The 24,950-nt window shown below is 60.8% G+C and carries 22 protein-coding genes and 2 pseudogenes; 10 read left to right on the top strand and 14 right to left on the bottom strand.

Annotated features, from left to right (window positions below; all coding sequences use genetic code 11):
* Positions 1-143 precede the first annotated feature (143 nt).
* Both ACPW74_RS12115 and tyrA read left to right on the top strand, forming a co-directional pair.
* Positions 144-1,217 carry a 3-deoxy-7-phosphoheptulonate synthase gene (locus ACPW74_RS12115; protein WP_010674236.1) on the top strand — a complete coding sequence of 358 codons (1,074 nt, stop codon included), beginning with the start codon at positions 144-146 and terminating at the stop codon, positions 1,215-1,217.
* 118 nt (positions 1,218-1,335) lie between these two features.
* Positions 1,336-2,475, top strand: coding sequence for a bifunctional chorismate mutase/prephenate dehydrogenase (gene tyrA / locus ACPW74_RS12110; protein ID WP_049636195.1), 1,140 nt, complete (start codon positions 1,336-1,338; stop codon positions 2,473-2,475).
* A gap of 114 nt (positions 2,476-2,589) precedes the next feature.
* Here tyrA and hdfR read toward each other — a convergent pair whose 3' ends face one another.
* The 6 genes and pseudogenes from hdfR to tnpA form a co-directional block, all read right to left on the bottom strand.
* Positions 2,590-3,465, bottom strand: coding sequence for an HTH-type transcriptional regulator HdfR (hdfR, locus tag ACPW74_RS12105; RefSeq protein WP_049636194.1), 876 nt, complete (start codon positions 3,463-3,465; stop codon positions 2,590-2,592).
* A complete protein-coding gene (locus ACPW74_RS12100) occupies positions 3,465-3,821 on the bottom strand; it encodes a DUF413 domain-containing protein (RefSeq protein WP_010674239.1) in 357 nt (118 codons plus the stop codon). The genes hdfR and ACPW74_RS12100 overlap by 1 nt, the downstream gene beginning before the upstream one ends.
* A gap of 291 nt (positions 3,822-4,112) precedes the next feature.
* A complete protein-coding gene (gene eco / locus ACPW74_RS12095; RefSeq protein ID WP_010674240.1) occupies positions 4,113-4,595 on the bottom strand; it encodes a serine protease inhibitor ecotin in 483 nt (160 codons plus the stop codon).
* Positions 4,596-4,789: 194 nt separating this feature from the next.
* Positions 4,790-5,347, bottom strand: coding sequence for a DUF1566 domain-containing protein (locus tag ACPW74_RS12090; RefSeq protein ID WP_425858121.1), 558 nt, complete (start codon positions 5,345-5,347; stop codon positions 4,790-4,792).
* Positions 5,344-5,526 (bottom strand): annotated as a pseudogene (locus ACPW74_RS12085) (DUF1566 domain-containing protein); the annotation flags it as partial. The gene ACPW74_RS12090 and the pseudogene ACPW74_RS12085, both read right to left, overlap by 4 nt.
* A 63-nt stretch (positions 5,527-5,589) precedes the next feature.
* Positions 5,590-5,994, bottom strand: a complete 405-nt coding sequence (tnpA, locus tag ACPW74_RS12080; RefSeq protein ID WP_125117165.1) for an IS200/IS605 family transposase — start codon at positions 5,992-5,994, stop codon at positions 5,590-5,592.
* Positions 5,995-6,051: 57 nt separating this feature from the next.
* Between tnpA and ACPW74_RS12075 the strand changes: the two genes are divergently transcribed.
* On the top strand, positions 6,052-7,278 hold the full coding sequence (locus ACPW74_RS12075) for an RNA-guided endonuclease InsQ/TnpB family protein (RefSeq protein WP_125117166.1): 1,227 nt from the start codon (positions 6,052-6,054) through the stop codon (positions 7,276-7,278).
* A gap of 52 nt (positions 7,279-7,330) precedes the next feature.
* On the opposite strand, the pseudogene ACPW74_RS12070 reads toward ACPW74_RS12075, so the two are convergent.
* The 4 genes and pseudogenes from ACPW74_RS12070 to ACPW74_RS12055 all read right to left on the bottom strand — a co-directional run.
* Positions 7,331-7,918 (bottom strand): annotated as a pseudogene (locus ACPW74_RS12070) (prolyl oligopeptidase family serine peptidase); the annotation flags it as partial.
* Positions 7,918-10,056: a TonB-dependent hemoglobin/transferrin/lactoferrin family receptor gene (locus tag ACPW74_RS12065; RefSeq protein WP_049637097.1), complete on the bottom strand. Its 2,139-nt coding sequence runs from the start codon at positions 10,054-10,056 to the stop codon at positions 7,918-7,920. The pseudogene ACPW74_RS12070 and the gene ACPW74_RS12065, both read right to left, overlap by 1 nt.
* Positions 10,057-10,336: 280 nt before the next feature.
* A complete protein-coding gene (locus tag ACPW74_RS12060; RefSeq protein WP_049637098.1) occupies positions 10,337-12,184 on the bottom strand; it encodes a DUF3413 domain-containing protein in 1,848 nt (615 codons plus the stop codon).
* A 43-nt stretch (positions 12,185-12,227) separates the two neighbouring features.
* Positions 12,228-12,455, bottom strand: coding sequence for a YejL family protein (locus tag ACPW74_RS12055; protein WP_039038627.1), 228 nt, complete (start codon positions 12,453-12,455; stop codon positions 12,228-12,230).
* Positions 12,456-12,528: 73 nt separating this feature from the next.
* Between ACPW74_RS12055 and yejK the strand changes: the two genes are divergently transcribed.
* From yejK to ACPW74_RS12030, 5 genes are all read left to right on the top strand, one after another.
* Positions 12,529-13,578 (top strand): nucleoid-associated protein YejK, encoded by a 1,050-nt coding sequence (yejK, locus tag ACPW74_RS12050; protein ID WP_039038628.1) that lies wholly within the window; start codon positions 12,529-12,531, stop codon positions 13,576-13,578.
* 395 nt (positions 13,579-13,973) lie between these two features.
* Positions 13,974-15,155 carry a maltose/maltodextrin ABC transporter substrate-binding protein MalE gene (gene malE, locus ACPW74_RS12045; RefSeq protein ID WP_041212786.1) on the top strand — a complete coding sequence of 394 codons (1,182 nt, stop codon included), beginning with the start codon at positions 13,974-13,976 and terminating at the stop codon, positions 15,153-15,155.
* Positions 15,156-15,228: 73 nt separating this feature from the next.
* The gene (gene malF / locus ACPW74_RS12040; RefSeq protein WP_049637099.1) at positions 15,229-16,884 is read left to right on the top strand and encodes a maltose ABC transporter permease MalF; all 1,656 of its coding nucleotides are present in this window, start codon (positions 15,229-15,231) and stop codon (positions 16,882-16,884) included.
* Between the two features lie 12 nt (positions 16,885-16,896).
* Positions 16,897-17,787, top strand: a complete 891-nt coding sequence (gene malG / locus ACPW74_RS12035; RefSeq protein ID WP_010674251.1) for a maltose ABC transporter permease MalG — start codon at positions 16,897-16,899, stop codon at positions 17,785-17,787.
* 70 nt (positions 17,788-17,857) lie between these two features.
* Entirely contained in the window at positions 17,858-18,994 is a 1,137-nt protein-coding gene (locus tag ACPW74_RS12030) for an ABC transporter ATP-binding protein (protein WP_010674252.1), read from the top strand.
* 127 nt (positions 18,995-19,121) lie between these two features.
* On the opposite strand, the gene ppk2 is transcribed toward ACPW74_RS12030, so the two are convergent.
* Positions 19,122-19,952 (bottom strand): polyphosphate kinase 2, encoded by an 831-nt coding sequence (gene ppk2, locus ACPW74_RS12025; protein WP_010674253.1) that lies wholly within the window; start codon positions 19,950-19,952, stop codon positions 19,122-19,124.
* A 156-nt stretch (positions 19,953-20,108) separates the two neighbouring features.
* On the opposite strand from ppk2, the gene ACPW74_RS12020 reads away from it, so the two are divergent.
* Complete coding sequence (locus tag ACPW74_RS12020) at positions 20,109-20,915, top strand: alpha/beta fold hydrolase (RefSeq protein ID WP_049637100.1); 807 nt, start codon at positions 20,109-20,111, stop codon at positions 20,913-20,915.
* A 66-nt stretch (positions 20,916-20,981) separates the two neighbouring features.
* Here the strand turns inward: ACPW74_RS12020 and ACPW74_RS12015 are convergent, their stop codons facing one another.
* The 3 genes from ACPW74_RS12015 to ACPW74_RS12005 all read right to left on the bottom strand — a co-directional run bounded on the left by ACPW74_RS12015 (position 20,982) and on the right by ACPW74_RS12005 (position 23,310).
* The gene (locus ACPW74_RS12015) at positions 20,982-21,791 is read right to left on the bottom strand and encodes a MipA/OmpV family protein (protein WP_223952821.1); all 810 of its coding nucleotides are present in this window, start codon (positions 21,789-21,791) and stop codon (positions 20,982-20,984) included.
* A gap of 174 nt (positions 21,792-21,965) precedes the next feature.
* Entirely contained in the window at positions 21,966-23,036 is a 1,071-nt protein-coding gene (locus tag ACPW74_RS12010; protein WP_029314318.1) for an AI-2E family transporter, read from the bottom strand.
* 22 nt (positions 23,037-23,058) lie between these two features.
* Positions 23,059-23,310 (bottom strand): sulfurtransferase TusA family protein, encoded by a 252-nt coding sequence (locus ACPW74_RS12005; protein ID WP_049637101.1) that lies wholly within the window; start codon positions 23,308-23,310, stop codon positions 23,059-23,061.
* 127 nt (positions 23,311-23,437) lie between these two features.
* Here ACPW74_RS12005 and ACPW74_RS12000 point away from each other — a divergent pair, with 127 nt between their 5' ends.
* Complete coding sequence (locus tag ACPW74_RS12000; protein WP_223918331.1) at positions 23,438-24,892, top strand: beta-barrel assembly-enhancing protease; 1,455 nt, start codon at positions 23,438-23,440, stop codon at positions 24,890-24,892.
* The last annotated feature ends 58 nt before the right edge of the window (positions 24,893-24,950 follow it).

The raw sequence follows: 24,950 nt of genomic DNA, 5'->3' as shown, positions 1-24,950 counted from the left end.
TCAGCGTGAAAAGACGCTAGTTTCACTTGATTGTTTGTTTTTCCTTGGTAAGGTGGGGGCGGTTGCGTAACAAAGCGCTGACCCGTGTAAACAAAAGTGAACGGTCGGCGCCCTTGGCTTGAAACAGTAGAGAGAATGAGAATATGCAAAGAGATCCCCTGAACAACATCCATATCCAGTCCGAACAAGTGATGATCACGCCTGCCCAGCTCAAGGAGAAACTGCCCATCTCCGATCGCGCGTTGGCATTCGTGCAAGGGGCCCGCAATACCATCGCCGACATTATCCACCGTCGCGATCACCGCCTGCTGGTGATCTGTGGTCCCTGCTCCATCCACGACATGGACGCCGCCAAAGAGTACGCAACCAGACTCAAAGCGCTGCATGACGCCTATCAGGACTCTCTCTACATTGTCATGCGGGTCTACTTTGAGAAGCCGCGCACCACGGTCGGCTGGAAGGGCTTTATCAACGATCCGAACCTGGATGGCACCTTTGACGTGGAGCTGGGTCTGCACCGCGCCCGCGAGCTGCTCTGCTGGCTGGCCGAGCTGGAGTTGCCGCTGGCCACCGAGGCGCTCGACCCCATCAGCCCGCAATACCTGGCGGAGCTCTTCTCTTGGTCGGCCATCGGTGCCCGCACCACCGAATCCCAGACCCACAGGGAGATGGCGTCCGGCCTCTCCATGCCGGTCGGCTTCAAGAACGGCACCGACGGCAACCTCGGCACCGCCATCAATGCGCTGCAGGCGGCCTCCAGCCCCCACGCTTTTATGGGGATCAACCAGCAGGGTCAGGTCGCGCTGCTGCAGACCCAGGGTAACCCGGATGGTCATGTGATCCTGCGCGGCGGCAAGCACCCGAACTACGACTCGGTCAATGTGTCGCTGGCGGAAGAGGCGCTGGAGAAGGCGGGTTTGCTGCCCGGTCTGGTGGTGGATTGCAGCCACGGCAACTCCAGCAAGGATCACCGGCTGCAGCCCAAGGTGGCCGACAACGTCATTCACCAGATCCAGGAGGGCAACCGCTCCATCATCGGGGTGATGCTCGAATCCAACCTGTTCGAAGGCAACCAGTCCAGCGAGCAGCCCAAGTGCGAGATGCGCTACGGCGTCTCCATCACCGATGCCTGCATCGACTGGGAGACCACGGATGCGCTGCTGGCCCGCTGCCACAGCCAGCTGGCGGCACCACTTTTGGCCAGAACATCGGCATAAGCCGTGGTATCTTGTTGTAACTGATTGAACCATCGAGGTATCACTGCCCACGCAGTGATACCTTGTTGCCTCTTGAATGACAGGGCGTCGCTGCGGGCGGCGCCAGCAGGGACTGGACATGGCGGAAGAGTTGAATGCCCTCAGGGACAAGATAGATGCGGTGGACAAGCAGCTGATTGATCTGCTGGCCGCCCGTCTCGCCCTGGTGGGGGAAGTGGGGGAAGTGAAAAGCCGGCACGGCCTGCCCATCTATGCACCGGATCGGGAGGCGAGCATGCTGGCCCGCCGCCGCGCCGAGGCCGAGGCACTGGGGGTGCCGGGGGACCTTATCGAGGATGTGCTGCGCCGGGTGATGCGCGAGTCCTATATTCTGGAGTCCGCCAGCGACAAGGAGCACCACTTCAAGTGCATGAAGCCTGAGCTCGGCAAGGTGGTGATCATCGGTGGCCAGGGGCAGCTTGGCCGCCTGTTCGGCAACCTGTTCAGCCTCTCGGGTTACCGGGTCGAAACCCTGGGTCAGGCCGATTGGCCGCGCGCCGACGAGATCCTGCACGGCGCCGGGCTGGTGATGGTGGCGGTGCCCATAGACGTCACCTGCGAGGTGATCGACCGGCTCGGCAACCTGCCTGAGAACTGCCTGCTGGTGGACGTGACCAGCGTCAAGAGTGAACCGCTTGCCCATATGCTGGCAGTACACCAGGGGCCGGTGCTGGGGCTGCACCCCATGTTCGGGCCGGACGTGGCGAGCCTCGCCAAGCAGGTGATCGTCTGCTGTCAGGGGCGCGAGCCTGCCGCCAGCCAGTGGCTGCTGGAGCAGATGACCATCTGGGGGGCGCGTTTGCAGCAGGTGGAGGCCAGGGCCCACGACGAGGCGATGACCTTTATTCAGGCGCTGCGCCACTTCGCCACCTTCGCCTACGGCTGGCACCTCTCCCGGGAGCAGGCCAACATCGACCGTCTGCTTGCCTTAAGCTCTCCCATCTACCGGCTGGAGCTGGCCATGGTGGGACGGCTGTTTGCCCAGGATCCCCATCTCTACGCCGACATCATATTGTCGTCGCCGCAGAACCTGGCGATGATCCGCCGCTACTACCAGAACTTCGGCGAGGCGCTTGGGTTGCTGGAGCGGGGAGACAGGGAGGGCTTCATCGAGGCCTTCAGCCAGGTCTCCGGCTTCTTCGGCGAGCGGGCGGAGGAGTTCCTGCGCGAGAGTCGCACCCTGCTGGCCCAGGCCAACGACCGTCGCCATCACGGCTGATGCTCAAAGACATCCATACAAAAGGGGCCTGATGGCCCCTTTTTCATGTTGTTTGTGCTGCACCGATAACCACGGTAGATGAAAACACAGGTCTGGGCGTGAAATCGCCCTGTTTCATTCGGCAGGCGGTTGACGCAAGTCGGCGTCATGCCAGCCCAGCGGCAGGGTCAGCAGCTGATCGATCAGCTCCCGGCGGTCGGATTTCTCCAGATAGGCGAGGTAGAGCGGGCGGCTCAGGGATTGGCCCCCTTCCACCAGATGAAGCTGCCCATGCTCCAGGAAGGGGCTCACCATGCGCCTTGGCAGGTAGGCGGCGCCGCCGTTGGCCAGCACGAATTGCAGGGCCATGCTGGCGGAGCTCGAATGCAGCACTGGGGTCTTCTGCAGGCTCTGCAACCGGCTCGATGGCGGTTCGAAGCTGGTGCCCCAGTCGAGATGAATGTGGGGCATCTGCATCAGGCTGTCGGCGTTTGCGGCCGGCTCCCGGCTCACCAGTTCGAACACCAGCTCGCCGATGGGGTGCAGGGCAATCTCGTCGATCTTGGTCGGCTCGGAGAGCAGGGCCAGATCGAGGGAGCGCTCCAGCAGCTGGCGGCACAGGTGCTCGCGGGAGGCCGTTTCGAGGCGCACCGCGAGGCCGGGGACCAGGGCATAGACATGGTTCAGCCAGTCGTTGAAGTCGAGCTCCCAGAAGACGGCGGGGGCGCCGATGGCAAGCTGCTGGCTGAAACCGGGGGAGAGGGCCACGTCCTGCTTGGCGCGCCCCAAAGTATGCAGAATGGCGTCTGCGTAGGGCAGCAGACGCTCACCGGAGGCAGTCAGGCGGATGTTGTTGCGATGACGGGCAAACAGGCTGACCCCGAGTTGCTGCTCGAGCTGGCGGATCCGGAAGCTCACCGCCGACTGGGTCAGGTAGAGATTTTCAGCCGCCCGGCCAAAGTGCCGGGTCTTGCTGACCTCGATGAAGGTCCGAAGCAGCTCGGTATCCATTAATCGAGGGACTCGTCGCTGCCGCCACCGCCGCCTTCAAAGCTGCCACCAGCATCTTCATTGGCGCCGCCTGCGACGGTGCACAGACGGTGCACGCGCTTGGGACCAATCACCTTCAGGTATTTGAACCACACCTTGGCGTGGGGGTTGTTGCCGGCTGCACCGGATTTGACCTGTTCGATAAAGGCACTTTCTACGTCATCTCGCGGGGCCAGGTTGCCCTGATAGAGCGCCAGCATCACGGTGCCATATTTTTCCAGACTGTCCGCTTCTGCCACGGTGAATTCGCCACTGCGACGCAGGCCACGGGGAAAATGTTTGAAGTCGTTGAAACGCTTGTCTGATTCGAAGCTCATAGTGCTCTTGTTCTGGTTAGTTTGACCTTTGCGGGCAAGTATCATCAGGCCGTCGCAGAGTGCAAAATCAATTTTCTTACTATGTTAATAAATATCTTTTATCGAACAGGGTTTGTCGCATCCCGAGGGGGCATTTTGCGGTGCGCTGCACAAAAAAGCCTGAAAAATAGTGGAGTTATGTCAGATTTTGTACAGGAAAAACCGCTCAAAAACGGGCTCGGAAGCTAAAAATAAGGCGCCGTATGGCGCCTAATCATCATCATGACTGAGCTGAACCCGAGTGCGCGGCACTCACTCAATCATGGCTGGCTGTGCCAGGTTGTCGGCACGCCACAGACGATAGCGCACCTCGTACTCCTGGGGCACATAGATGACGAAGGGCAGCTTGGAGTTGTAGTTCACGAAGAAGCCCTGACCGTAGATCTGGACGAAACTCTCCTTCTTCTGGCCATCTGGGCAGGCCATCAGGGTGCTGACGGGGCCGGTGACCTGGCCCAGGGTCAGGTAGTTGTAACCCCAGCCCTTGACGCTGTGCTGTTCCAGATTGCCCGCGAAGCGGGGCAGGTTGCAGTCGACCAGCATCTTCTTGCCGACTTGCAGCTCGACCATCATGTCGGCTTCGTTCTCGACTTCTGGCAGACGGATCACGACACGTTCCTGGTTCACTTCGGCGGCGGGGAACATGCTGATATCAAATTTTTTCGGTTCGGCGGCGAAGGCATGGCCACCCAATAACAAGGCGCCCAGCAGGCTAAAACGCAACACGGTTTTCATCTGTACCTCTTGGGATTGGTTCAACGCCGCTAGACTAACCGCTCTGCCGGTTTCATGCCAGCGCTGCGGCGTGCAAAACCGCCCTGAACAGGCATCACATGACGCAATTTGATGCTTTTTTGACGGCCAGGGTCACCCTGCCGCTTCTTGCCTCGTGTCAAACAGGGGGCCGGGTGACCCCCATGGCCAGGCTGTCACCTCACCAGCAGAACCTGTTTCGCCCAAGAGCGGGGGGCGCGCTGGGCGACGGAGCCGCTGGTGATGTCCAGGTAAGCGACGCCCTGAAGGGCCGGCACCGGGGTGGAAGACCAGAGATAGACATAGCCGTCGTTCACCTCCTTGCCATTCCCGGCCATGGCGCGGGGGAAGATGGTTTCGTTCAATGCCGGTTTGTAACAGGCGGACTCCAGAATGCTGGCGAGCTCCTTGATGGTGGGCAGGCGCCAGTCGTGATGACCACCAAAGCCATACAGGGCATGGCTCGGTTCGGTGCGGATCCGTTCCGCCGTCTGCAGTGCCTGTTGCCAGTAGAGGCGGGTGGGTTCCCCCTCGCAGCTCTGGTTGCGCCAGGTCTGGCCGAGCTGGCAGCGCATCCAGGTCAGACCGGTGCCCCTGTCGGTGACAGTGCCGTTGCCGTGATCCTGGAAACGGGCGGTGGGGCTGGTACGGGGCAGGGCGTCGTCGCAGATGGCGATGGCCAGTGCCAGGGGGTTGCACAGGGTGAGCAGCAGGGTCAGAAGATACTTGTTCATCGGGTTACCTCGGCCACCAGGCGCAGTTGCAGACCGTTGGCGTCATTGCTGTTTTGAACTGGGGTGGGATAGTCGGCACCGGCGTCCTCGCCGAGGAAGATGTGGGCGATGGCGCTCAGAGGCGCGCTCTCCAGCCGACGGGACGGGGTCAGGGTCTGGCTCCAGTAATAGCCATCGAAGCCATCTTAAATGCGAAAGGGGACTCCCTCCGACGTAGGTGGGAGGGGAATTTCGCCGGGGCGTCAGCCCCGCTGGTTTTGAATGTATTGCTTGATCACCTCTAACGGCGCACCGCCGCAAGAGCCCACAAAGTAAGAGCGTGACCAGAGTACGGGTTTGCTGTAAGCACCCCTCAAGTCCAGAAATTCATTACGCAGTCGCCTTGATGTGACCGCCTTTAACGAGTTCACCAGCACCGATAGCTGCACTGTTGGGCCGTACTCTATCAGCATGTGAACATGATCAGCCTCTCCGTCACACTCTTTCAGTTCCGCACCAAAATCTCTGCAAACCTCTGCCGCACACTGACCGAAGGAGGCGTGATGCAGATCCCCCAGTATCGGCTTTCGATACTTGGTGATAAACACCAAATGTACCTGCAAAGCGTAGGCCGAATGGCGTGATTTATTAATTTTAGTGAATTGCATTCTGTCACTCAATCGGGCTTAATAGATATGGCAACAATGCTACACACTGAGCGCTAAATGCAAATTCTGAAAGCCTACAAATTCCGACTCGAACCGACCGAACAACAAGCGCAACGCCTGCGCCAGTTGGGCGGTTGTGCTCGTTATGTCTGGAATCACGGGCTGGCAGAAACCAAACGCATTCTGGATGCTGGCGAAAAACTGCCTTCTGCCTTTGAGCTGAACCGGATGCTCACCAGTTGGAAGAAAGACCCAGAAATGGCCTTTCTGGCCGAGGCATATACCGACAACCTCCAGCAGAAGCTCAAGGATTTGCATGGCGCGTGGATGCGCTGCTTTGATAAGAAACTCGCCGCCAAGGCACCCGTATTCAAGAAAAAAAGCGACAACCGCGACTCAATCCGCTTCGTCAACTTCGACAAGTATTGCTGCCTTGAAAAGGGTCGCGTGAAGCTGCCTGCCGGGCTGGCGTGGGTCAAGTTCCGTCAGTCCCAGCCAGTTGAAGGGAAAATTAAAAACGCGACCGTCAGCCAAGCAGCCGGGCACTGGTATATCTCCTTTCAGGTCGAGCAGGAGACGCTTGAGCCAATTCACCCCTCCGGCTCAATGGTCGGGCTAGATGCGGGGATCGCCAAGCTCGCAACCCTGTCAGATGGCACGGTGTTTGAGCCCGTCAACAGCTTCAAAACCAATCAGACCAAGCTGGCAAGGCTCCAACGCCAGTTGAGCAAAAAGGTAAAGTTCAGCAGCAACTGGAAGAAACAAAAAGCCAAGATCCAGCGGCTGCACTCACATATCGCCAATACCCGCCGCGATTACCTTCACAAGGTCACAACGACTATCAGCAAAAACCACGCGATGATCGTCATTGAGGATTTGAAGGTTGCCAGCATGTCAAAATCAGCAGCGGGCACGACCAGCCAGCCGGGGCGCAACGTCCGGGCAAAATCAGGGCTGAATCGTTCGATATTAGATCAGGGCTGGTTTGAGCTGCGCCGCCAGCTCGAATATAAGCAGGCATGGCGAGGCGGTCAGGTGTTGGCGATAAACCCGGCCTACACGAGCCAGCAGTGCGCCTGTTGTGGGCATACTGCGAAGGATAACCGCCAGACGCAAAGCCAGTTTAAATGCGCTGCGTGTGGTTATGAGGCGAACGCCGATGTGAACGGCGCTCGCAATATTTTAGCGGCGGGACACGCCGTTTTAGCCTGTGGAGGCGTGGTGCAATCAGGCCGCCCGATGAAGCAGGAACCCGGTACTGCGCGAGCAGCTATCACCCAGTAATGGGAATCCCCCTCCTGTGACGCGAAGCGCTAAGGTGGGGGAGGATGTCAACCAGACTCCAGAGCAGATCGCCGGCGCGGTGAGGCAAAGAGGCCAGTGTCTCGCCACTCGCCAGATCCAGCAGGGTGATGCGGTAGTCCCGATCTCCCCTGCGGTCTTCGGCCAGGGCAAGCAGTTGCCCGTCCGGGTGCAGGGCCCAGGCGGCGAGCTCGTAATACCCCTCGGCAGGTTGGCGGGGAGCCAGCCGCTTTCGGGGAGCGTCATTGGCGTCGCTGCGTTGCCACAGGCTGCCGTCCGCCTCCATGCGCCACTGGCTGCCAGCCTGGCTCAGCCAGTCGTCCGGCACTGGTTCGCCCCGCTCCCGGCCCTGCCACTCCGTCTGCAGGCGCTGCACCAGTGGCGCCTGGCCGGCGAGCTGCTGTTCGGTCCAGCGGTTCTGCTCGCGCAGCAGCGTCAGGAGGACGGGATCCTGGCGGCTGTCGTCACGCCAGCCACCATAGGGATCGAGACGGGCTATCTCCCCCTTCATCAGTTGCGGGCGCTCGGGGATGAGGGGCGCGGCCTCCAGGGTTGCCTCAGGCAGGGGGGAGGCGGGGGCCAGCGTGGCCAGCAGGCTGGCCAGGATCAATAGGCTGTGCATCAGATCCCCACGAAGGTGTAGCGCAGGCTGGCACTCAGGGTGCGGCCGCTCTGGGTGAAGAGGGAAGCATCGGTCCCGGCTTCCAGCCCGGCCACATCCTGATAGCGGGTGTAGCGGGTGTCGAACAGGTTGTCGAGCTTGAGGTTGACCTTGAGGGAGTCGGTGACCAGCCAGTCGGCCGTCAGGGCGAAACTGAGCCAGCCGGCACTTTCGAGGCAGTCCCCCTGGCGGCCGGTCAGGCTGTTGCCACAGGTGGGCACCCGGCTCATGGCGGCGGCATAGTCCGCCTGAATGCCCAGACTCCACTCATTGGCCTGATAGCTCAGACGGGTGTTGCCCTCGAGGGGCGTCAGGGTGCGCAGCGCTTCACCTTTGTTGTCCTCGCCATCGACCCAGCCGAGCTTGGTGGCGAGTTCCCACTCCTGGGTCAGCCAGTAGCTGGCGGCGAGTTCGGCCCCCCAGGTTTCGGCCTTGGCGACGTTGCGATATTGGCGCAGGATGACACCATCGCTCAGGCGCAGCCCCACCTCGCGCCAGTCGATGAAGTTGTAGTAGCGGTTGTAGAAGAGCGCTGGCTTGATGCTCCAGTTGTCCCCCTCGCCACTCAGCCCCCACTCTATGCTGTGGCTGGTTTCCTCCTTGAGCCCTGTGTTGGCGATGATCTCGAAGGGCGGCAGGGCGAAGTAGTGGGGGATGTTGCCGTACACCTTGTCGTAGGAAGGCGCCCGGAACCCGTTGGCATAGCTGAGCCAGCTGCGCCACTGGTCGTTGAAGCGGTAGCTGGTGGCCAGGCTCGGGGAGAGGTGCCAGCTGTGGTTGCTGTCGTTGCTGCCGTCCAGCGGCGTGAGCCACTGGTGATCCATGCGCAGGGTGGGGGTGAACTGCCACTGGCCCAGGCTGGCCACGTCACCGAGCCAGACTCCGGCCCTGTCGGTACGGGCGCGGCTGAAGGGGGCGGACTGGCCGGGTTGGGGAATGCCGGCCTCCAGACTCAGCTTCTCCACCGGCCGCTCGTGGGTGGTGCGCTCGAGCTCGATGCCGTAACTGAGCTGATGGGCGAGATGGCCGGTGGCGAGATCCCGGCGCACATCCAGCTCGGTACCGATCCTGTCTTCGGTGAAGGTGGCGAGTTCCCGTTCGCTGCGATAGCGCGGATAACCGCTCAGCAGATCGTTTTGCAGCAGGCTGCGCTTGTTGGCGGTGTTTTTCGAGTGATTGCCGTAGGCACTCCAGGTGAGGCTGTCGGCCAGCACGGTGTCGAGGTTGCTCGCCTCCCAGGCCAGCTTTCCCCCCTGCGTGCGTTGGCTGCCCTGCTCGTGGTACTGGCGCACCTGCCACTTGCCATCGGGCTGGGGCACTTCGCGCGGCCCCTGATTCCGTTCGGCGTTGTCCTCGAAGTAGTCGAGTTCGAGGCGCAGCAGATGATGTTCGTTCAGCTGGATGCGAGAGCTGGTGGAGGCGCTGAGGCCATCCAGATCCGCCGGGATGCGGCTCTCGTCGTAGTTAGCGGTCTCATGTCCCTGCCAGCCGGAGAGGCGCAGCAGGTGTTCGGTATCCCGTATCCGGGCGGCGCCGGTGGCGCTCAGCTTCTGCTTGTCACTGTTGCCATCGTGCAGCACCTTGCTGCCGAGATAGGCATCCTGGCCCTGAAGGTAATCTTCCGGCTGCTTGGTGCTGATGACGATGGTGCCGCCGATGGCATCGGAGCCATGGAGGGAGGAACCGGCTCCCTTGGCTACCTCTATCTGCTTGACATCGTCGAGATCGAAGCTGAAGCGGCCCACCTTGTCGTTGAGGTCGTCGGCGCCAAAACCGTCGCTGACCCGCACCCCGTCCTTGATGATGAGCACCCGGTTGCCGCCCATGCCGCGGATGATGATGTTCTGGGGGCGGCCGGCGGAGCCGGTCACCGAGACGCCGGGTTCGTTCTTGAACACATCGGTGAGCTCGGTGGCAACCTGGCGATCCAGATCCTCCTCCGTGATGACGGTGATGGAACCCGACACCTCGGAGAGCTTCTGCTCGATGCGCTGTCCCTTGACCACGATGGTTTCCCGCCCCTTGAGTTCGGGGGGCATGTCCGTTGTGTCGACCCCGGCGGGATCGCTGGCAGCCAGCGCCGTACCGGACAGCAGCATGGGCCAGTAGTGAAGAAGTCGAATTTTTATATTTGATAATAATTATTATTTAAGCCTGAAGGGCGCGGATTATTGCAGAGGGAGTCAAGTAGATCAATAAATGACAATCATTATCATTTTGTTTTTATGATATTGATCGAATTGAATTTTTTGAGAGTTAAATCAGTAAGGTGGTGGCATACGTTTGCGAATGACGCCATGAGAAACAGGAGGACGGGTGTGGTACGGGCAAGAAAAAGCCCGCCATAGGGGCGGGCTCAAGGAGGTGGGCTGGCGCAGATCAGGGGGCGCGATAGAAGCGATTGAGCTCGTTCATCACCTGGATCAGGGTGCCCATGTCCGGGGTGCCTTGCTTGATGGGGCGATAGGTGTCGCGGTCCAGCAGCTCGAAGTCCCCCTGCTTGTTGAACTGGGTGATGGTGTTGCCCTGATAGATGGCGAAGTCATTCTGATCCCCCGCCAGCAGCCAGGTGCGTGTACTGACTTCGAACAGGTTGCGCCCCGTGCTGTAGTCACGATAGGGGTTGCGTACACCCAGCATGTTCTTCATCAGGGTCGGTACCAGATCCAGGTGGCTGCTCGCCTGCGCCTGGGGCGCAGGTTCGGCACCAGGCCAGGCCAGCACCAGGGGGACCTGCACCTGATAGGTCGAGTAATTGCTGTCATAGCCCCAGCTGTTGCTCTGGGTCTCGTTGAACTCCTGACCGTGGTTGGAGGTGACCACGACGATGGTCTGATCATCAAGCCCCTGCAATTGCAGTTGGGTCAGCATCTGCTCCAGCAGTTGATCGGTATAGAAGACCGCGTTTTTGTAGCGGTTCTCCAGCTTCTGCAGGTTCTCGGGCCGATAGGCAGTGGCCGGGTTGAAGCGGGTCAACTCGGGCTGGAAGGGGCCCTTGATGCTGGCGGGCACCTGATAATCCCCCGGGCTAGAGAGATAGACCAGAGAGAACCAGGGTCTGTCCGCGGTGCGCGTGCCAAGCCACTGCTGCCAGTCGTCGATGAGCCTGCGGTCATCGGTCTGGCGGGAGACGAAGACCTGCTTGCGCAGACCCGCAAGCAGGCTCTGGCGATACTGCTTGGCATCTTCCAGTGCACCGAACAGGCCGAACTGGTAGTCCTGACGCAGCATCTCGTCGAACAGCACGGGGGGGCGCTTGTCGGCCCGGATGTCCCCGTAATAGTGGCCGGGCAGCCCGTAGAAGAGGCTGAACATCCCCATGGCTTCATCATTGCCACCACTCATGTGCTGGCGGAAATTGAAGTGGTTGTCCGCGTAGCGCTGCAGATTGGGCATGTTGATGTTGTTGAGCATGTCGGCTCGCAGGGAGTCGACCACCACCACCAGCAGGTTCTTGTGATCGCTGGGTGCGCTCACGCTGAGGGGGCGCAAGGGATAGAGCAGACGGTGCTCAGCGCTTCCCTGATCTTCGGCCTTCTTCTCATACTGCTCGAGGTCGAGCCAGCCATGCTTGGCCAGGAAGCTCCTGGCGGTCATGGGGTAGGAGAGGGGGAAGTTGGCGCGCTGCATGGTGATGGGTTGATACAGGGTCGCATCCGCCCAGCTGTTGACCAGATGGGTCAGGATGAAGCAGACCAGCAGGGCCAGCCCCACCTGATTACCATACTGGCGGCGTTTGCGCTTGTTGATCTTGCGCCACACATAGGCCGACAGCAGCAGTTGCAGCAGGAAGATGGCGGGCACCGCCACGAAGATGATGCTCCAGATAGAGCCCTCTTCGGTCTGCGCCTGATCCAGCAGCAGTTGCCACACCTGGCCATTCAAGTGGAACTTGAACAGCTGGAACACCTGGGTGTCGATAAGCAGCAGCACCAGCGCCAGGGTGGCGATGATGGATGAAATGAAGCGCAGCGGCTTCTCCCTGGGCAGGATGAAGCTCAAGGGGAAGATGGTCAGCAGATAGGTGACGAAGCTCAGGAACGAGAAATGACCTATCCAGCTGATGACGAGATAGGTCACGCCGAGCGTGGTCGATGGCCAGCTGATGGCGCCCAGGTAACGGGTCGAGATCAGCATGGCCAGGATGATGTTGAAGAAGGAGAACCAATGCCCCCAGGTGATCAGGCGAGAGACATTATCGCGATAGGGGTTGCCGGTTTCGACCATAATGATCCATCTGCTTGAAAAACATCAAAGAATGCGAAGAAACTCAGTGCGCATCGTGGCGATGGCCCACCGAGGCGGTGAGTGCCTGGATGAACTTCTCGGTGATCGCCTGGCGCTGGGCCGGGGCCATGCCGTTGATGATGTTGGTGGTCAGGTTGCCAAGGACCATCAGACTGAGATCCACCGGTGCCTTGTGTTTCTCCAGGGCGGTGATCAGGTCGTTCATCAGGGCGTCAAACTGCTCGTTATTGTACTTTGATACGATGGGCATAATCTTGGGTTCACCTCGGTTCAAAGCGCCTTATAATACTTCACCCTTTCGGCTAACACTATGGCTTTGTGACATGAGTCTCGATATCGACAAGATCATTCTTCACTCCCTGCGGGCGGGCAACGATGGCCAGCCCCACGCCGATACCCGCAGCCAGACCCTGCCTGCCGACGAGGCGGTACAAGGGCTGATGGCGGAGCTGCATCGCATCTACAACGGCAAGGGGGGAAAGGGCTTTGGCTTCTTCGCCGATCCCGAGGCCGCCGTCGCCGAGCTGGCGGAGGGGGAAGACGCCCCCAAGCAGCCTTCCCCCGCCTTTCGCATCGCCCTGGAGCAGCTGCTGGCGGAGCAGACCGAGTTCGTCCCCTTTTCCGTCAACCTGACCCAGATGCTGGTCAAGCAGCTGGTGGAGCATGCCCTGGACGAGCAGGGGGTGTTGCTGATTGCCAAGTACAACTATGTGGGGGTGGATTACCTGATGATCGCCCTGCTGGAAGGCAAGGAGAGCGTCACCGTGAGCGAGGCGCTGGAGCTGCGCCACATCCAGTACCTGGATATCGGCAAACTCAATCTGGTGGCCCGCATCGATCTCACCGAGTGGAAAACCCAGGGGGATTCGCGTCGTTATATCACCTTCAGCAAGGGCCGGGTCGGTCGCAAGCTGGGGGATTTCTTCATGGATCTGCTGGGGGCCCGGGAGGGCATGGATGCCAAGATCCAGAACAAGGGGTTGCTGCAGGCGGTGGACGATTACTGCGACAGCCGCCAGCTCGAACCGGCCGAGCGCAATGACTACAAGAAGCAGGTCTTCAAATATTGCACCGAGCAGGCCAGCGCCGGCGAGGAGATCGAGATCAAGGAGCTGTCGGCGGAATTGCCCGGTGATGGGGACCTCGATTTTTACAGCTTCATCGGTCAGGAGTACGAGCTGGAGGAGCGCTTCCCGGCGGACCGTTCCACCCTGCGGGGCTTGACCAAGTTTGTGGGCTCCGGTGGCGGCCTGACTCTGAGCTTCGAGCAGAAGTTGCTCAACAGCCGGGTCTTTTACGATCCCCAGACCGACACCCTGACCATCAGGGGAGTCCCGCCCAATCTCAAGGATCAATTGCTGCGCCAGTCGTAATGTGATCCAGCCGTCATTTCTTGCAAAAAGGCACCGGAGTCCGCTCCGGTGCCTTTTTATTTAAGGGGGTGATGTAGATGGAAACCACCTCAGTACTTTTGTTAACACATTGAACAAAATATCGGGAATGAAAGGGTTTTCAGTGGGGTGGAATCCCTTTCAATGACGTAAATTGATTTCCTTTCTGTAATTTAATTTCCATATCTTGGCAAAAATATGGGGATATCCCTTCCTAAGTCGCTGAAATAAGAAAATGTTTTCATAACTTTCTGGAAGAAAATACGTAATTGCATTTCAAAAATGCGAGGCGTGTCATGTGAGGCATTGACTGCTTGGGATAATATGCATCTGCACACAATGCTCTTACAGCGCGGAACTAATACAAGGAAAGGCTCATGAAAAAGAAATTGCTGTCATCCCTGATCGGTCTGGCTACCCTGGGCGTGGCCTGCTCTGCCACTGCTGCCATTGATGAAGGTCAGCTGACCATCTGGATCAACGGTGACAAGGGCTACAACGGCCTGGCCGAAGTCGGCAAGAAGTTTGAAGCCGAAACCGGCATCAAGGTCACCGTCGCCCACCCGGATCAGGTTGAAGTCAAATTCCAGCAAGCCGCCGCCACCGGCAACGGCCCGGACATCTTCTTCTGGGCTCACGACCGTTACGGTGAGTGGGTCAAGTCCGGTCTGCTGGTTCCCGTGACCCCGAATACCGCCACCAAGGCCAAGTTCGAGCAATTCGCCTGGGATGCCATGACCGTCGATGGCAAGACCTATGGCTACCCGGTCGCGGTAGAAGCCGTCAGCCTGATTTACAACAAGGATCTGTTGCCCAACCCGCCGAAGACCTTCGAAGAGATCGCCAAGATCGACGAAGACCTGAAGAAAAATGGCAAGCGCGCCATCATGTGGGCCTATGACACCCCCTACTTCAGCTACCCCCTGGTGGCTGCCAACGGTGGTTACGCCTTCAAGAAGACCGCCACCGGCTATGACGTCAAAGACACCGGCGTGAACAACGCAGGTGCCAAGGCCGGCGTCGGCTACATCTCCGAGATGATCAAATCCGGTCACCTGGAGAAGGGCATTGACTACGGTGTGATGGACGCCAAGTTCAACAAGGGCGAAGTGGCCATGATGATCAACGGTCCCTGGGCTTGGAGCAACCTGGACAAGAGCGGCATCAAGTATGGCGTAGCCCAGCTGCCGACCCTGAAAGGCAAGCCCGCCAAGGCCTTCGTTGGCGTACTGGGTGCCACCATCAACGCCGCCAGCCCGAACAAGGATCTGGCCATCGAGTTCCTCGAGAACTACCTGCTGACCGATGCCGGTCTGGCGCCGATGAACGCCGACAAGCCGCTGGGTGCCGTGGCCCTGAAGTCCTTCCAGAAGACCCTGGAAGCCGACCCCAACATCAAGGCCACCATGCTGAACGCCCAGAACGGCGAACCGATGCCGTCCGTGCCCGAGATGAGCCGTTTCTGGTCCTCCTTCGAAACCGCCCTCAAGAACATCACCTCTGGCCGTCAGGGTGTTGACGAAGCCCTGGATACCGCTGCCAAGCGTATCGTCCAGTAAGCATGCACTACCCGGGAGGCCTTCGGGCCTCCCACTCTCTCAATCTCTCTTGGCGCAATAAAGGTTAATTGGCATGGAAGTAGTACCTTCTATCGAATCCTATGCCGGTCCGAAGAAAGACAAGTACGTCTGGCTGAAATGGACCATGGCGGCACTGATCGCAGTGCTTAATGGTTATGCGGCCGTGATGATGTATGCCAGCGGCGAGTGGGTATTTGCCCTGCTCGATCTGGTGGTCGTCTCCGTCGGTCTCTATGTCTTCATGAACAAGAAGACCTATGCCCACCGTTATATTTTCCCCGGTGTGGCAGGCATGGTTGTTTTTATCATCTTCCCTCTTGCCTACACGATCGGCATCGCCTTCACCAACTATTCGGGATCCAACTTGCTCTCCCTTGAGCAGGCACGGGATTACCATCTGAAAAAAACCTACAAGGTGACCGGCGGTGAATTCGATTTCACCCTCCTGGGTGGTGAGAACAATCAGTTTCAGCTGCTGCTGAAACAGGACGACCAATCCTTTATCAGTCAACCCCTTACCTTGCTGAACAACAAGGCGCGTACCCTGGCCGTCCGTGAAGGACGGGTCCGTGACGAGCCCCAGGTTGTTCAGTTGCAACCCCTGGCCGGGGAGGCGACCGACAAGGCGGCACCCATTCGTGCCATCGTCGATCACCGCACCCACCTGAGTGCCCTGGATGTGGTACTGCCCGAAGGCAATATCCATCTGACCCTGAGCAGCCTGCGCAAGTTCGCCGCCCAGAAACAGCTCTATACCCAGCTGGTCGACGGCGCCGTGCTCAAGTCCGGCGTCATGATCAAGGACAGCAACCTGCTGCGTGACAACCAGAGCGGCGAGCTGATGCAGCCCAACGGTGACACCGGCTTCTACCAGTACATCGATGCGGAAGGTCACTTCGTCGGCAAGGGCATTGCCCCCGGTTTCGTGGTGAGCGTGGGTTGGAAAAACTTCATGCGCATCATGACGGACCCGGGTATCCAGAGTCCCTTCATGCAGATCTTCGTCTGGACCGTGATCTTCTCCGCCTGTTCGGTGGCGTTCACCCTGGCGATTGGCATGGTGTTGGCGTGTCTGGTGCAGTGGGAGCAGCTCAGGGGGCGTGGTTTCTACCGGGTCATGCTGATCCTGCCCTATGCGATACCGGCGTTCATCTCCATCCTGGTGTTCAAGGGCTTGTTCAACCAGAACTTCGGTGAAATCAACCTGTTCCTGGAAGCGGCCTTCGGCATCAAGCCGGACTGGTACACCAATCCCTTCCTGGCCAAGGTGATGATCCTCATCGTCAACACCTGGCTCGGTTACCCCTACATGATGATCCTCTGCATGGGCCTGCTCAAGGCGATTCCGGAAGATCTCTACGAGGCGTCTGCCATGGACGGGGCGGGGCCGGTACAGAACTTCTTCAAGATCACCGTACCGCTCTTGATGAAGCCGCTGACACCGCTGTTGATTGCATCCTTTGCCTTCAACTTCAACAACTTCGTACTTATCCAGTTGTTGACGAACGGGGCGCCGGACATCATCGGGGCCACCACGCCGGCCGGGACCACCGACTTGCTGGTGAGCTACACCTACCGGATCGCGTTCCAGGGCTCGGGTGGTCAGGACTACGGTCTGGCCAGTGCCATCGCCACCGCCATCTTCCTCATCGTGGGTGCGCTGGCCTTGCTCAACCTGAAATTGTCCAAAGCCGACAAGCAACTGTAAGGAGGCTTCAACATGGCAATCGTACAACCCAAATCAGTCAAATACCGGGTGTGGGCAACCCACCTGGTGATGTGGGGCTTCCTGGCACTGATCATCTTCCCGCTGATCATGGTCATCGCCATCTCGTTCCGTAACGGCAACTTCTCGGTGGGGGAGATCATCCCCACCAATCCGACCCTGGATCACTGGAAGCTGGCGCTCGGAATGTCCATCACCAACGCCGATGGCAGCATCACGCCGCCGCCGTTCCCGGTGCTGACCTGGCTGTGGAACTCCATCAAGGTGGCGGGCATCACCGCCCTGATGATAGTGGTGCTCTCCACCACCTGTGCCTACGCCTTCGCCCGTCTGCGGTTCCGTGGCAAGTCCACCATCCTGCAGGGCATGCTGATCTTCCAGATGTTCCCGGCGGTGCTGGCACTGGTGGCCATCTACGCGCTCTTCAACAAGATCGGTGACTACATCCCCTGGCTGGGTCTCAACACCCACGGCGGCCTGATCCTGGCCTACATGGGGGGCATTGCCCTGCACGTCTGGACCATCAAGGGCTACTTCGAGACCATCGACTCTTCCCTGGAGGAGGCGGCGGCCATCGATGGCGCTACTCCGTGGCAGGCGTTCCGCCTGATCCTGCTGCCCCTGTCGGTGCCCATTCTGGCGGTGGTGTTCATCCTGGCCTTCATCGGCTCCATCACCGAGGTGCCCATGGCCTCCATCCTGTTGCAGGATGTGAACAATCTGACCCTGGCGGTCGGGGCTCAGCAGTACCTCTATCCGCAGAACTACCTGTGGGGTGACTTCGCCGCAGCCGCCGTGCTGTCAGGCTTCCCCATCACGGTCGTCTTCCTGCTCGCCCAGCGCTGGCTGGTGGGTGGTCTGACCGCAGGCGGCGTGAAAGGTTAACGGTTCATGGCCGGGGGAGCTGGCTCCCCCCGTCATCACGATTTGCAAAGATTCAAGAGCGGAGCTCGACATGGCTGAAGTAGTACTCAACAACGTTCGCAAAAATTACGACCCGGCTGTCCACAAGGACACCCTGCGCAGCATCAACCTCGACATCAAGGAAGGGGAGTTCATCGTCTTCGTCGGCCCGTCCGGCTGCGGCAAGTCCACCCTGCTTCGGATGATCGCGGGTCTGGAAGACATCACCAGCGGCGAGCTGACCATCGGCGGGCGCTACATGAACGACGTGCCGCCGGTGGAGCGCAACGTGGGCATGGTGTTCCAGTCCTACGCCCTCTACCCGCACATGAACATCTACGAGAACATGGCTTTTGGCCTCAAGCTCAAGAAGATGGACAAGGAGAACATCCACAAGCGGGTGATGCGCGCCGCCGAGATCCTGGGTCTCGAGCCTTTGCTGGACAGAAAGCCCAAGGCCCTTTCTGGCGGTCAGCGTCAGCGGGTGGCCATCGGCCGCTCCATCGTGCAGCAGCCGCAGGTGTTCCTGTTTGACGAACCGCTGTCGAACCTCGACGCCGCCTTGCGGGTCAAGATGCGCATCGAGATCGCCAAGCTGCACAAGGAGCTCAACTCCACCATCATCTACGTGACCCACGACCAGGTGGAGGCCATGACGCTGGCCAACCGCATCGTGGTGCTGAGCCCGCTCAAGGGCGAGGCGGCCACCAACCTGGAGCAGTTCGGCACCCCCCTCGAGCTCTACCACAACCCGGACAACAAGTTCGTGGCGGGCTTCATCGGCTCCCCCAAGATGAACTTCCTGGCGGGCGAGCTGGTGGAGATCGGCGAGCAGGAGTGCGTGGTCAAGCTCACCTCCGGCGATACCGTGCGTGCCCGGGTGGATGCCCGTCGCGGCGCGGTGGGTGACAAGGTGGAGCTGGGCATTCGCCCCGAGCACCTGGTGCCGCTGGGTCATGCCCATGCCGACAGCCGCGTGAGCGGCGTGGTGCAGGTAGCCGAACACCTGGGGGCAGAATCCTTCGTCTACATGGACGTGGATGGTCACGACTTCACCGTCAAGGCGAGCTCCGACATCGACGTGGCCACCGGCCAGGAGTACAGCGTCGGCATCCCGGCCGAAGCCTGCTACCTGTTCGATGCCAAAGAACAGGCGTTCCCGCGCACGGCCAAATATATCCGCGCCTGAGAGGGCGAGAGTGCCAGGTTTTCCTTTCTATACGTTCAATGCCTTTTGCCGGTCGCAAGACCGGCTTTTTATTGCCCGTCATCCGAAGCCCGGGTTCCGGCCAGCGGGGGCGGCTGGCCGGAACCCGTCACTGCCCGTGCTTGTCTGACTCGAGGGCGGCGGTGACGTCCGGCACGAAGTGCTGGCTGGTGAGCGGCGGGCGCTCATACCCTTCGGTCTTGATGGGAGGCAGGGTGATGGGCTCGTAGTGGATCGCCTCGTAGGGCACCTTGCCAAGGAGGTGGGAGATGCAGTTGAGGCGGGCGCGGCGCTTGTCGTCGGCGTCCACCACGAACCAGGGGCAATCCTCGGTATCCGTGTAGGTGAACATGTCATCCTTGGCGCGGGAGTATTCCACCCAGCGGGAGCGGGATTGCAGATCCATGGGGCTGAATTTCCAGCGCTTGATGGGAGTATTGATGCGCTCCTTGAAGCGTTTCTCCTGCTCTTCGTCGCTGACCGAGAACCAGTATTTGATGAGGGTGATACCGGAGCGGATCAACATCCGCTCGAATTCGGGGCAGGCGCGCAGGAATTCGCGATACTCGTCGTCGCTGCAAAAGCCCATCACCCGTTCGACCCCGGCCCGGTTGTACCAGGAGCGATCAAACAGCACCATCTCGCCCGCCGAGGGCAGGTGCGCCACGTAGCGCTGGAAGTACCACTGGGTACGCTCCCGATCCGAGGGGGCGGGCAGGGCGGTGACCCGGCAGACCCGGGGGTTGAGGGGTTCGGTGATCGCCTTGATGACGCCCCCCTTGCCCGCGGCGTCGCGCCCCTCGAACAGCACCACCACTTTGAGCCCCTCCTGCTTGACCCACTCCTGCAACTTGACCAGCTCCTCCTGCAGGTGGGCGAGGTGATGTTCGTAGGTCTTCTTGTCCAGACGGGGGCGTTTCTTGCTCTTTTCCTTGGCCATCATCCTCTCCTTGGTGACTCCTCGTTGTGAGTCTCTCCAGCTTGCACCTGGCGGACGCCCCTGCCAAGGGTGGCGTGTTACACTGCCGCCTCATCAGCCGCTGGCAACAGAAAAACAGGAAAGCCAGTTTCATCGCCGCTGGCAACAGGAGAAAACATGAAGCAGTTTATGGAGATAGCGGGCCGCCGCATGGCCTATCTGGACGAGGGGCAGGGTCCGGCACTGCTCTTTGGCCACAGCTACCTGTGGGACAGTGCCATGTGGGCACCGCAAATCGAGGCCCTTAAGGAGCATTATCGCTGCATCGTGCCCGAGCTTTGGGGTCACGGGGATTCCGATGTGCTGCCCGAGGGGCCCTGCACCCTGGCGACCCTGGCCCGGGATCACCTGGCGCTGCTCGATGCCCTCGGCATCGACGAGTGCGTGCTGGTGGGGCTCTCCATCGGTGGCATGTGGGGCGTGGAGCTGGCGCGCATGGCGCCTGCTCGCCTCAAGGGCCTGGTGCTGATGGACAGCTTCGTCGGCCTTGAACCCCAGATCACCTGCGAGCGCTATCTCGGCATGCTGGCGATGATCGAGCAGGTCGGCGCCGTGCCTGCGCCCATCGCCGATCAGGTTGCTCCGCTCTTCTTCGCCCATCAACCGGACGCGGCCCTGATGGCCGGTTTCAAGGTCCGGCTGGCCCAATGGCCCGCCGACAAGGTGGCGAGCCTGGTGGCGGTGGGGCGCAGCTTCGTGACCCGGGAGGATCGCATCGACTGGCTCGAAGAGATGAGGCTGCCCGCACTGGTGATGACGGGGTGCGAGGACAAGGCTCGCCCTGTGCTGGAGGGGTATCTGATGGCCGAGGTGCTGGGGTGCCCGTTCAGGGAGATCCCGGGGGCCGGTCACATCTCGACCTTGGAGAACCCCGCGTTCATCAACCGGGCGCTGGCGGCATTTCTCGCCGAAGTGGCAGGGTGACGCTGCGCCGGATAGCCGTAAAAAAGGAGCCATGGGCTCCTTTTTTGTTGTCCAGTCCGGATGGGGCTACCAGAGGTAGCCCACCCCGAAGCCTGCATAGAGTTCTCCCTGATGCTGGACGATGGGGCTGTCCGCGATGTCGTCGTCGTAGCGCTCGTAGTTGATGCCAAAGCCGCCAATCCAGTTGGCGCTGAAGCGATAGCTGCCGATGAGGGAGACCATGGGGGAGAGGGTGGTGCCCGTGTTCCACGCCGGCCTGTCCGCCCTCGCTTCGTCTTGCGAGACACCGCCGAAGTAGTAGTTGGCGAGGTTGTGGCTGCGCAGCATGACGCCGGCTCCCGGCATCAGCAGCAGGGGACCGCGGATGATGGGGAAGTTGGCCCACAGCATCAGCTCCTGACCGTTGCTGGTGCCGGTCACATCCGTGGTGGCCCGCACGCTCCAGAGGGCGTAGGGAGTGATGAGATCGGCCCCAACGCCGGCCTCGAACTGCCCCTTGCGCTTCTCCATGCCATGGAGGAAGGGATCGTCGTCCGGGTCCAGGTTGCCAAAGCGCATCCGGCCGAAGGCATAGGTCGAGAGGTTACCATTGCGGCTCAGGTAGTAGCGGGCCCGATCCCCCAGATACATCAGGTTGTCACCAAAATAGAGGGCCCCCGGGAGGGGCATCAGGGTGTCGTCCTGGTGCTGGTAGCGGGCCTGACCGCCGATGACGGCCCCGCCCAGCACCAGCCCCTTGGGAATGGGGCTGTCGGGGCTGTCGCTGGAGAAAGCGCTGAGGGCCCCGATGTCGAGGTCTGCCCGGACGGGTGAGCAGAGCAGCAGTGCCAGAAAGGCACCCAGAGAGGCATGGCGCAGGGCAGGGAGTGGGGGCATGACAGATCCTTGTCGGTGGGTAGGCAGTGGGAACGAATCAGACCTGCGTAGCAAGTCAAACGGATGTCGGCTTTCAAATAAACCCGACAAGGCAAGCATGAGCCAGCGTCACGGAGGTGCTGCTGGTGGCCGGTATCTGGAAGGGGCGAGACCCGGCCTCGCCCCTTGCCAGGGTCAGGGGGCGGGGCGGGGGAGATCTTCCCGCTTGGGCCAGGCGTTGAGCACCGCTTTGACCAGTGTGGCGAGGGGAATGGCGAAGAAGACGCCCCAAAAGCCCCACAGACCGCCAAACACCAGCACGGCGATGATGATGGCTACCGGGTGCAGGTTGACCGCCTCGGAGAAGAGCAGGGGGACCAGCAGGTTGCCGTCGAGGGCCTGGATCACGAAATAGGCCACCATCAGCCAGGCGAAGTCGGGGGTCAGCCCCCACTGGAACAGGGCCACCATGGCCACCGGCACGGTCACCGCGGCGGCGCCGATATAGGGGATGAGCACGGAGAAGCCCACCGCGACCGCCAGCAGGGCGGAGTAGCGCAATCCCATCAGGGCGAAGGGCACATAGGTGGCGATGCCGACGATGACGATCTCGATCACCTTGCCGCGGATGTAGTTGATGATCTGGTCGTTCATCTCCACCCAGACCCGGTTCACCAGGGTGCGGTTGCGGGGGAGGAAGCGGCGCAGGCCCCCCATCAGCACCTGTTTGTCCTTGAGCATGAAGAAGACCATCAGGGGCACCAGGATGGCGTAGATGAGGATGGCCACCACGTTGATGAGGGAGCTCAAAGAGGCACTCACCAGTTGTTCACCGCCGGTCAGGATGCGCTGGCGAATGTTGTCGATGATGGTCTCCACCAGGCTGACGTCGATGATCTCGGGGTATTTTTCCGGCAGGGTGCGGACATAGTCCTGGGCATGGGCCAGCATGGCGGGGGCCTCCTTGGCCAGGTTGACCCCCTGGCTCACCAGCGTCGGGATGAGGCCCAGCAGCATCAGTGTCGTCACCGTGATGAACAGCAGCAGGACCAGGCTGGTGGCGACGGTGCGAGAGAGGCCGCCTCGTTGCAGGCGACTCACCGGCCACTCCAGCAGATAGGCCATCACCAGGGCCACCAGCAGCGGTGCCAGCAGATCCCCAAACAGCCAGAGCACGGCAAAGCAGAAGACCAGCAGCAGGAAGAGGGTGACGGCATCGGGGTCGGAAAAACGGGTCTGATACCAGCGCTTCAATACATCTAACATCGAGGCTTCCTTGAATGGCGGCTCACGGGGTGGGTGGCATGGCGTCCCGGGGGGGACGGGCAACGACGAGCAGCAGGGAGAGGCGGGTAGCTGACTCTTCCCGGGTCTGGACATGGTGACCCTGACGGCGTAGATAGGCGGGAATGTCCTGCCGGGAGCCTGCATCCCCGAGCTGGATGCACACGGATTGACCGAGCCGGGCCTGGCGCAACCAGAGCTTGAGCCGGATGAGGGGCTCGGGACAACGCCAGGGGGTCAGGTCGAGCTGTTCCATGAGAACTCCATCGCGTGCGTGGCGGTCATTATGGCCGTGATGAGAGGATGAAACAACGCTTGTGGGCCTTGAATGGCAAGGGTATTCTGCCGATGCCCGCTGGGGTCTGATTGGAGATAGAGATAACGTGGCACGTTTTTCCCCCCTGATAGCATCGCTTCCCCTGTTGGTCACCCTGATGGGGGCGACCTTCCACGCCCAGGGGAGCAACCAGTTGCCCGACATCGGTACAGCCGGGGTCGCCGCACTGCCCATCGAGCAGGAGGTGCGCTACGGCAACGCCTTCATGCGTTTTGCCCGGGCGGGCCTGCCCATCATCGATGACCCCGTGCTCAACGAATACATCGACGATCTGGGCCAGCGGCTGCTGACCAATGCCGACGGGGTGCGCTTCCCGTTCACCTTCTTCCTCATCAACGATCCCAGCATCAACGCGGCGGCCTTCCTCGGTGGCCGGGTCAAGGTGCACACCGGCCTCTTTCTCTACGCCGAGAGCGAGAGCGAGCTGGCCTCGGTACTGGCCCACGAAATCACCCACGTGACCCAGCGTCACATCGCCCGTTACATGGAGGCACAGGCGAGCAGCTCCGCCATGACCCTGGCCGGCCTGGTGGGCTCCATTGCACTCGCGGTGATCAACCCCACCGCCGGCATCGCGGCCTTGCAGACCACGCTTGGCTTGTCGATGCAGTCGGCCATCAACTACACCCGGGACAACGAATACGAGGCGGATCGCATCGGCATGAAGACGCTGTATGACGCCGGGTTCGATCCCATGGGCATGGCCAACTTCTTCCAGAAGCTGGCGGCGGAGTACCGCTATGCCAGCAAGCCGCCGGAGATGCTGCTGACTCACCCCCTGCCGGAGACCCGGATCAGCGAAGCCCGTGCCCGGGCCGGGAGCTATGGCGCGCGCGCCCTGCCGCCGAGCCTGGACTTCTGGCTGGCCAAGGTGCGCATCCAGGTGCGCTATGGCACCGAGACGCCCCAGGCGCTGCTCACCTACTTCGACAGCCGCCTGCAGAAGGGGGATTACCCCCTCAAGGATGCCGCCATCTATGGCAAGGCGCTGGCCCTGTTGCAGCTCAAGCGCACCGACGAGGCCGACACCCTGATGCAGGAGCTGGCGACCCGTCACCCGGAGGATCTCTTCGTGGTGGATGCCCTGACCGACATCGATCTCGCCAAGGGGCGCAGCGCCCAGGCCATCGCCAGACTGGAGCGCTTCCGCACCCGTATGCCGGACAACGAGGTGGTGGTGGTGAACCTCGGCAACGCCTATCTGGAGGGGGGCAACTACAAGAAGTCCATCGCCATCCTGGACCCTTATGCCCGGGAGCACGACGAGAACAGCCTGGCCTGGAGCCTGCTGTCGGACGCCTACCGCAAGGCGGGCAGAATGACGGACCTGCACATGGCACGGGCGGAGACCCTCTCCCTGCGCGGGGACTACCAGGCGGCCATCGACGAACTGATCGTGGCCCGGGGCACCACCAGTGACAAGCTGACCCTGGCCCGCATCGAGGCGCGTATCACCCAGCTGGAGCGGGCCAAGAAGGATCTGGACAGCCTCAAGGGCTGAGTCCGGAGCGGGTTGATGGCAGGCGGGGTGCTCCTTTGGGGGCACCCCGCCTTGTTTT

It is taken from the genome of Aeromonas sp. INTO2, from assembly GCF_049860605.1.
GTDB classification, from domain to species: Bacteria; Pseudomonadota; Gammaproteobacteria; order Enterobacterales; family Aeromonadaceae; genus Aeromonas; species Aeromonas caviae.
The sequence above is the reverse complement of the archived record's forward strand: the minus strand, read 5'-3'. Positions and strand labels throughout refer to the sequence as shown.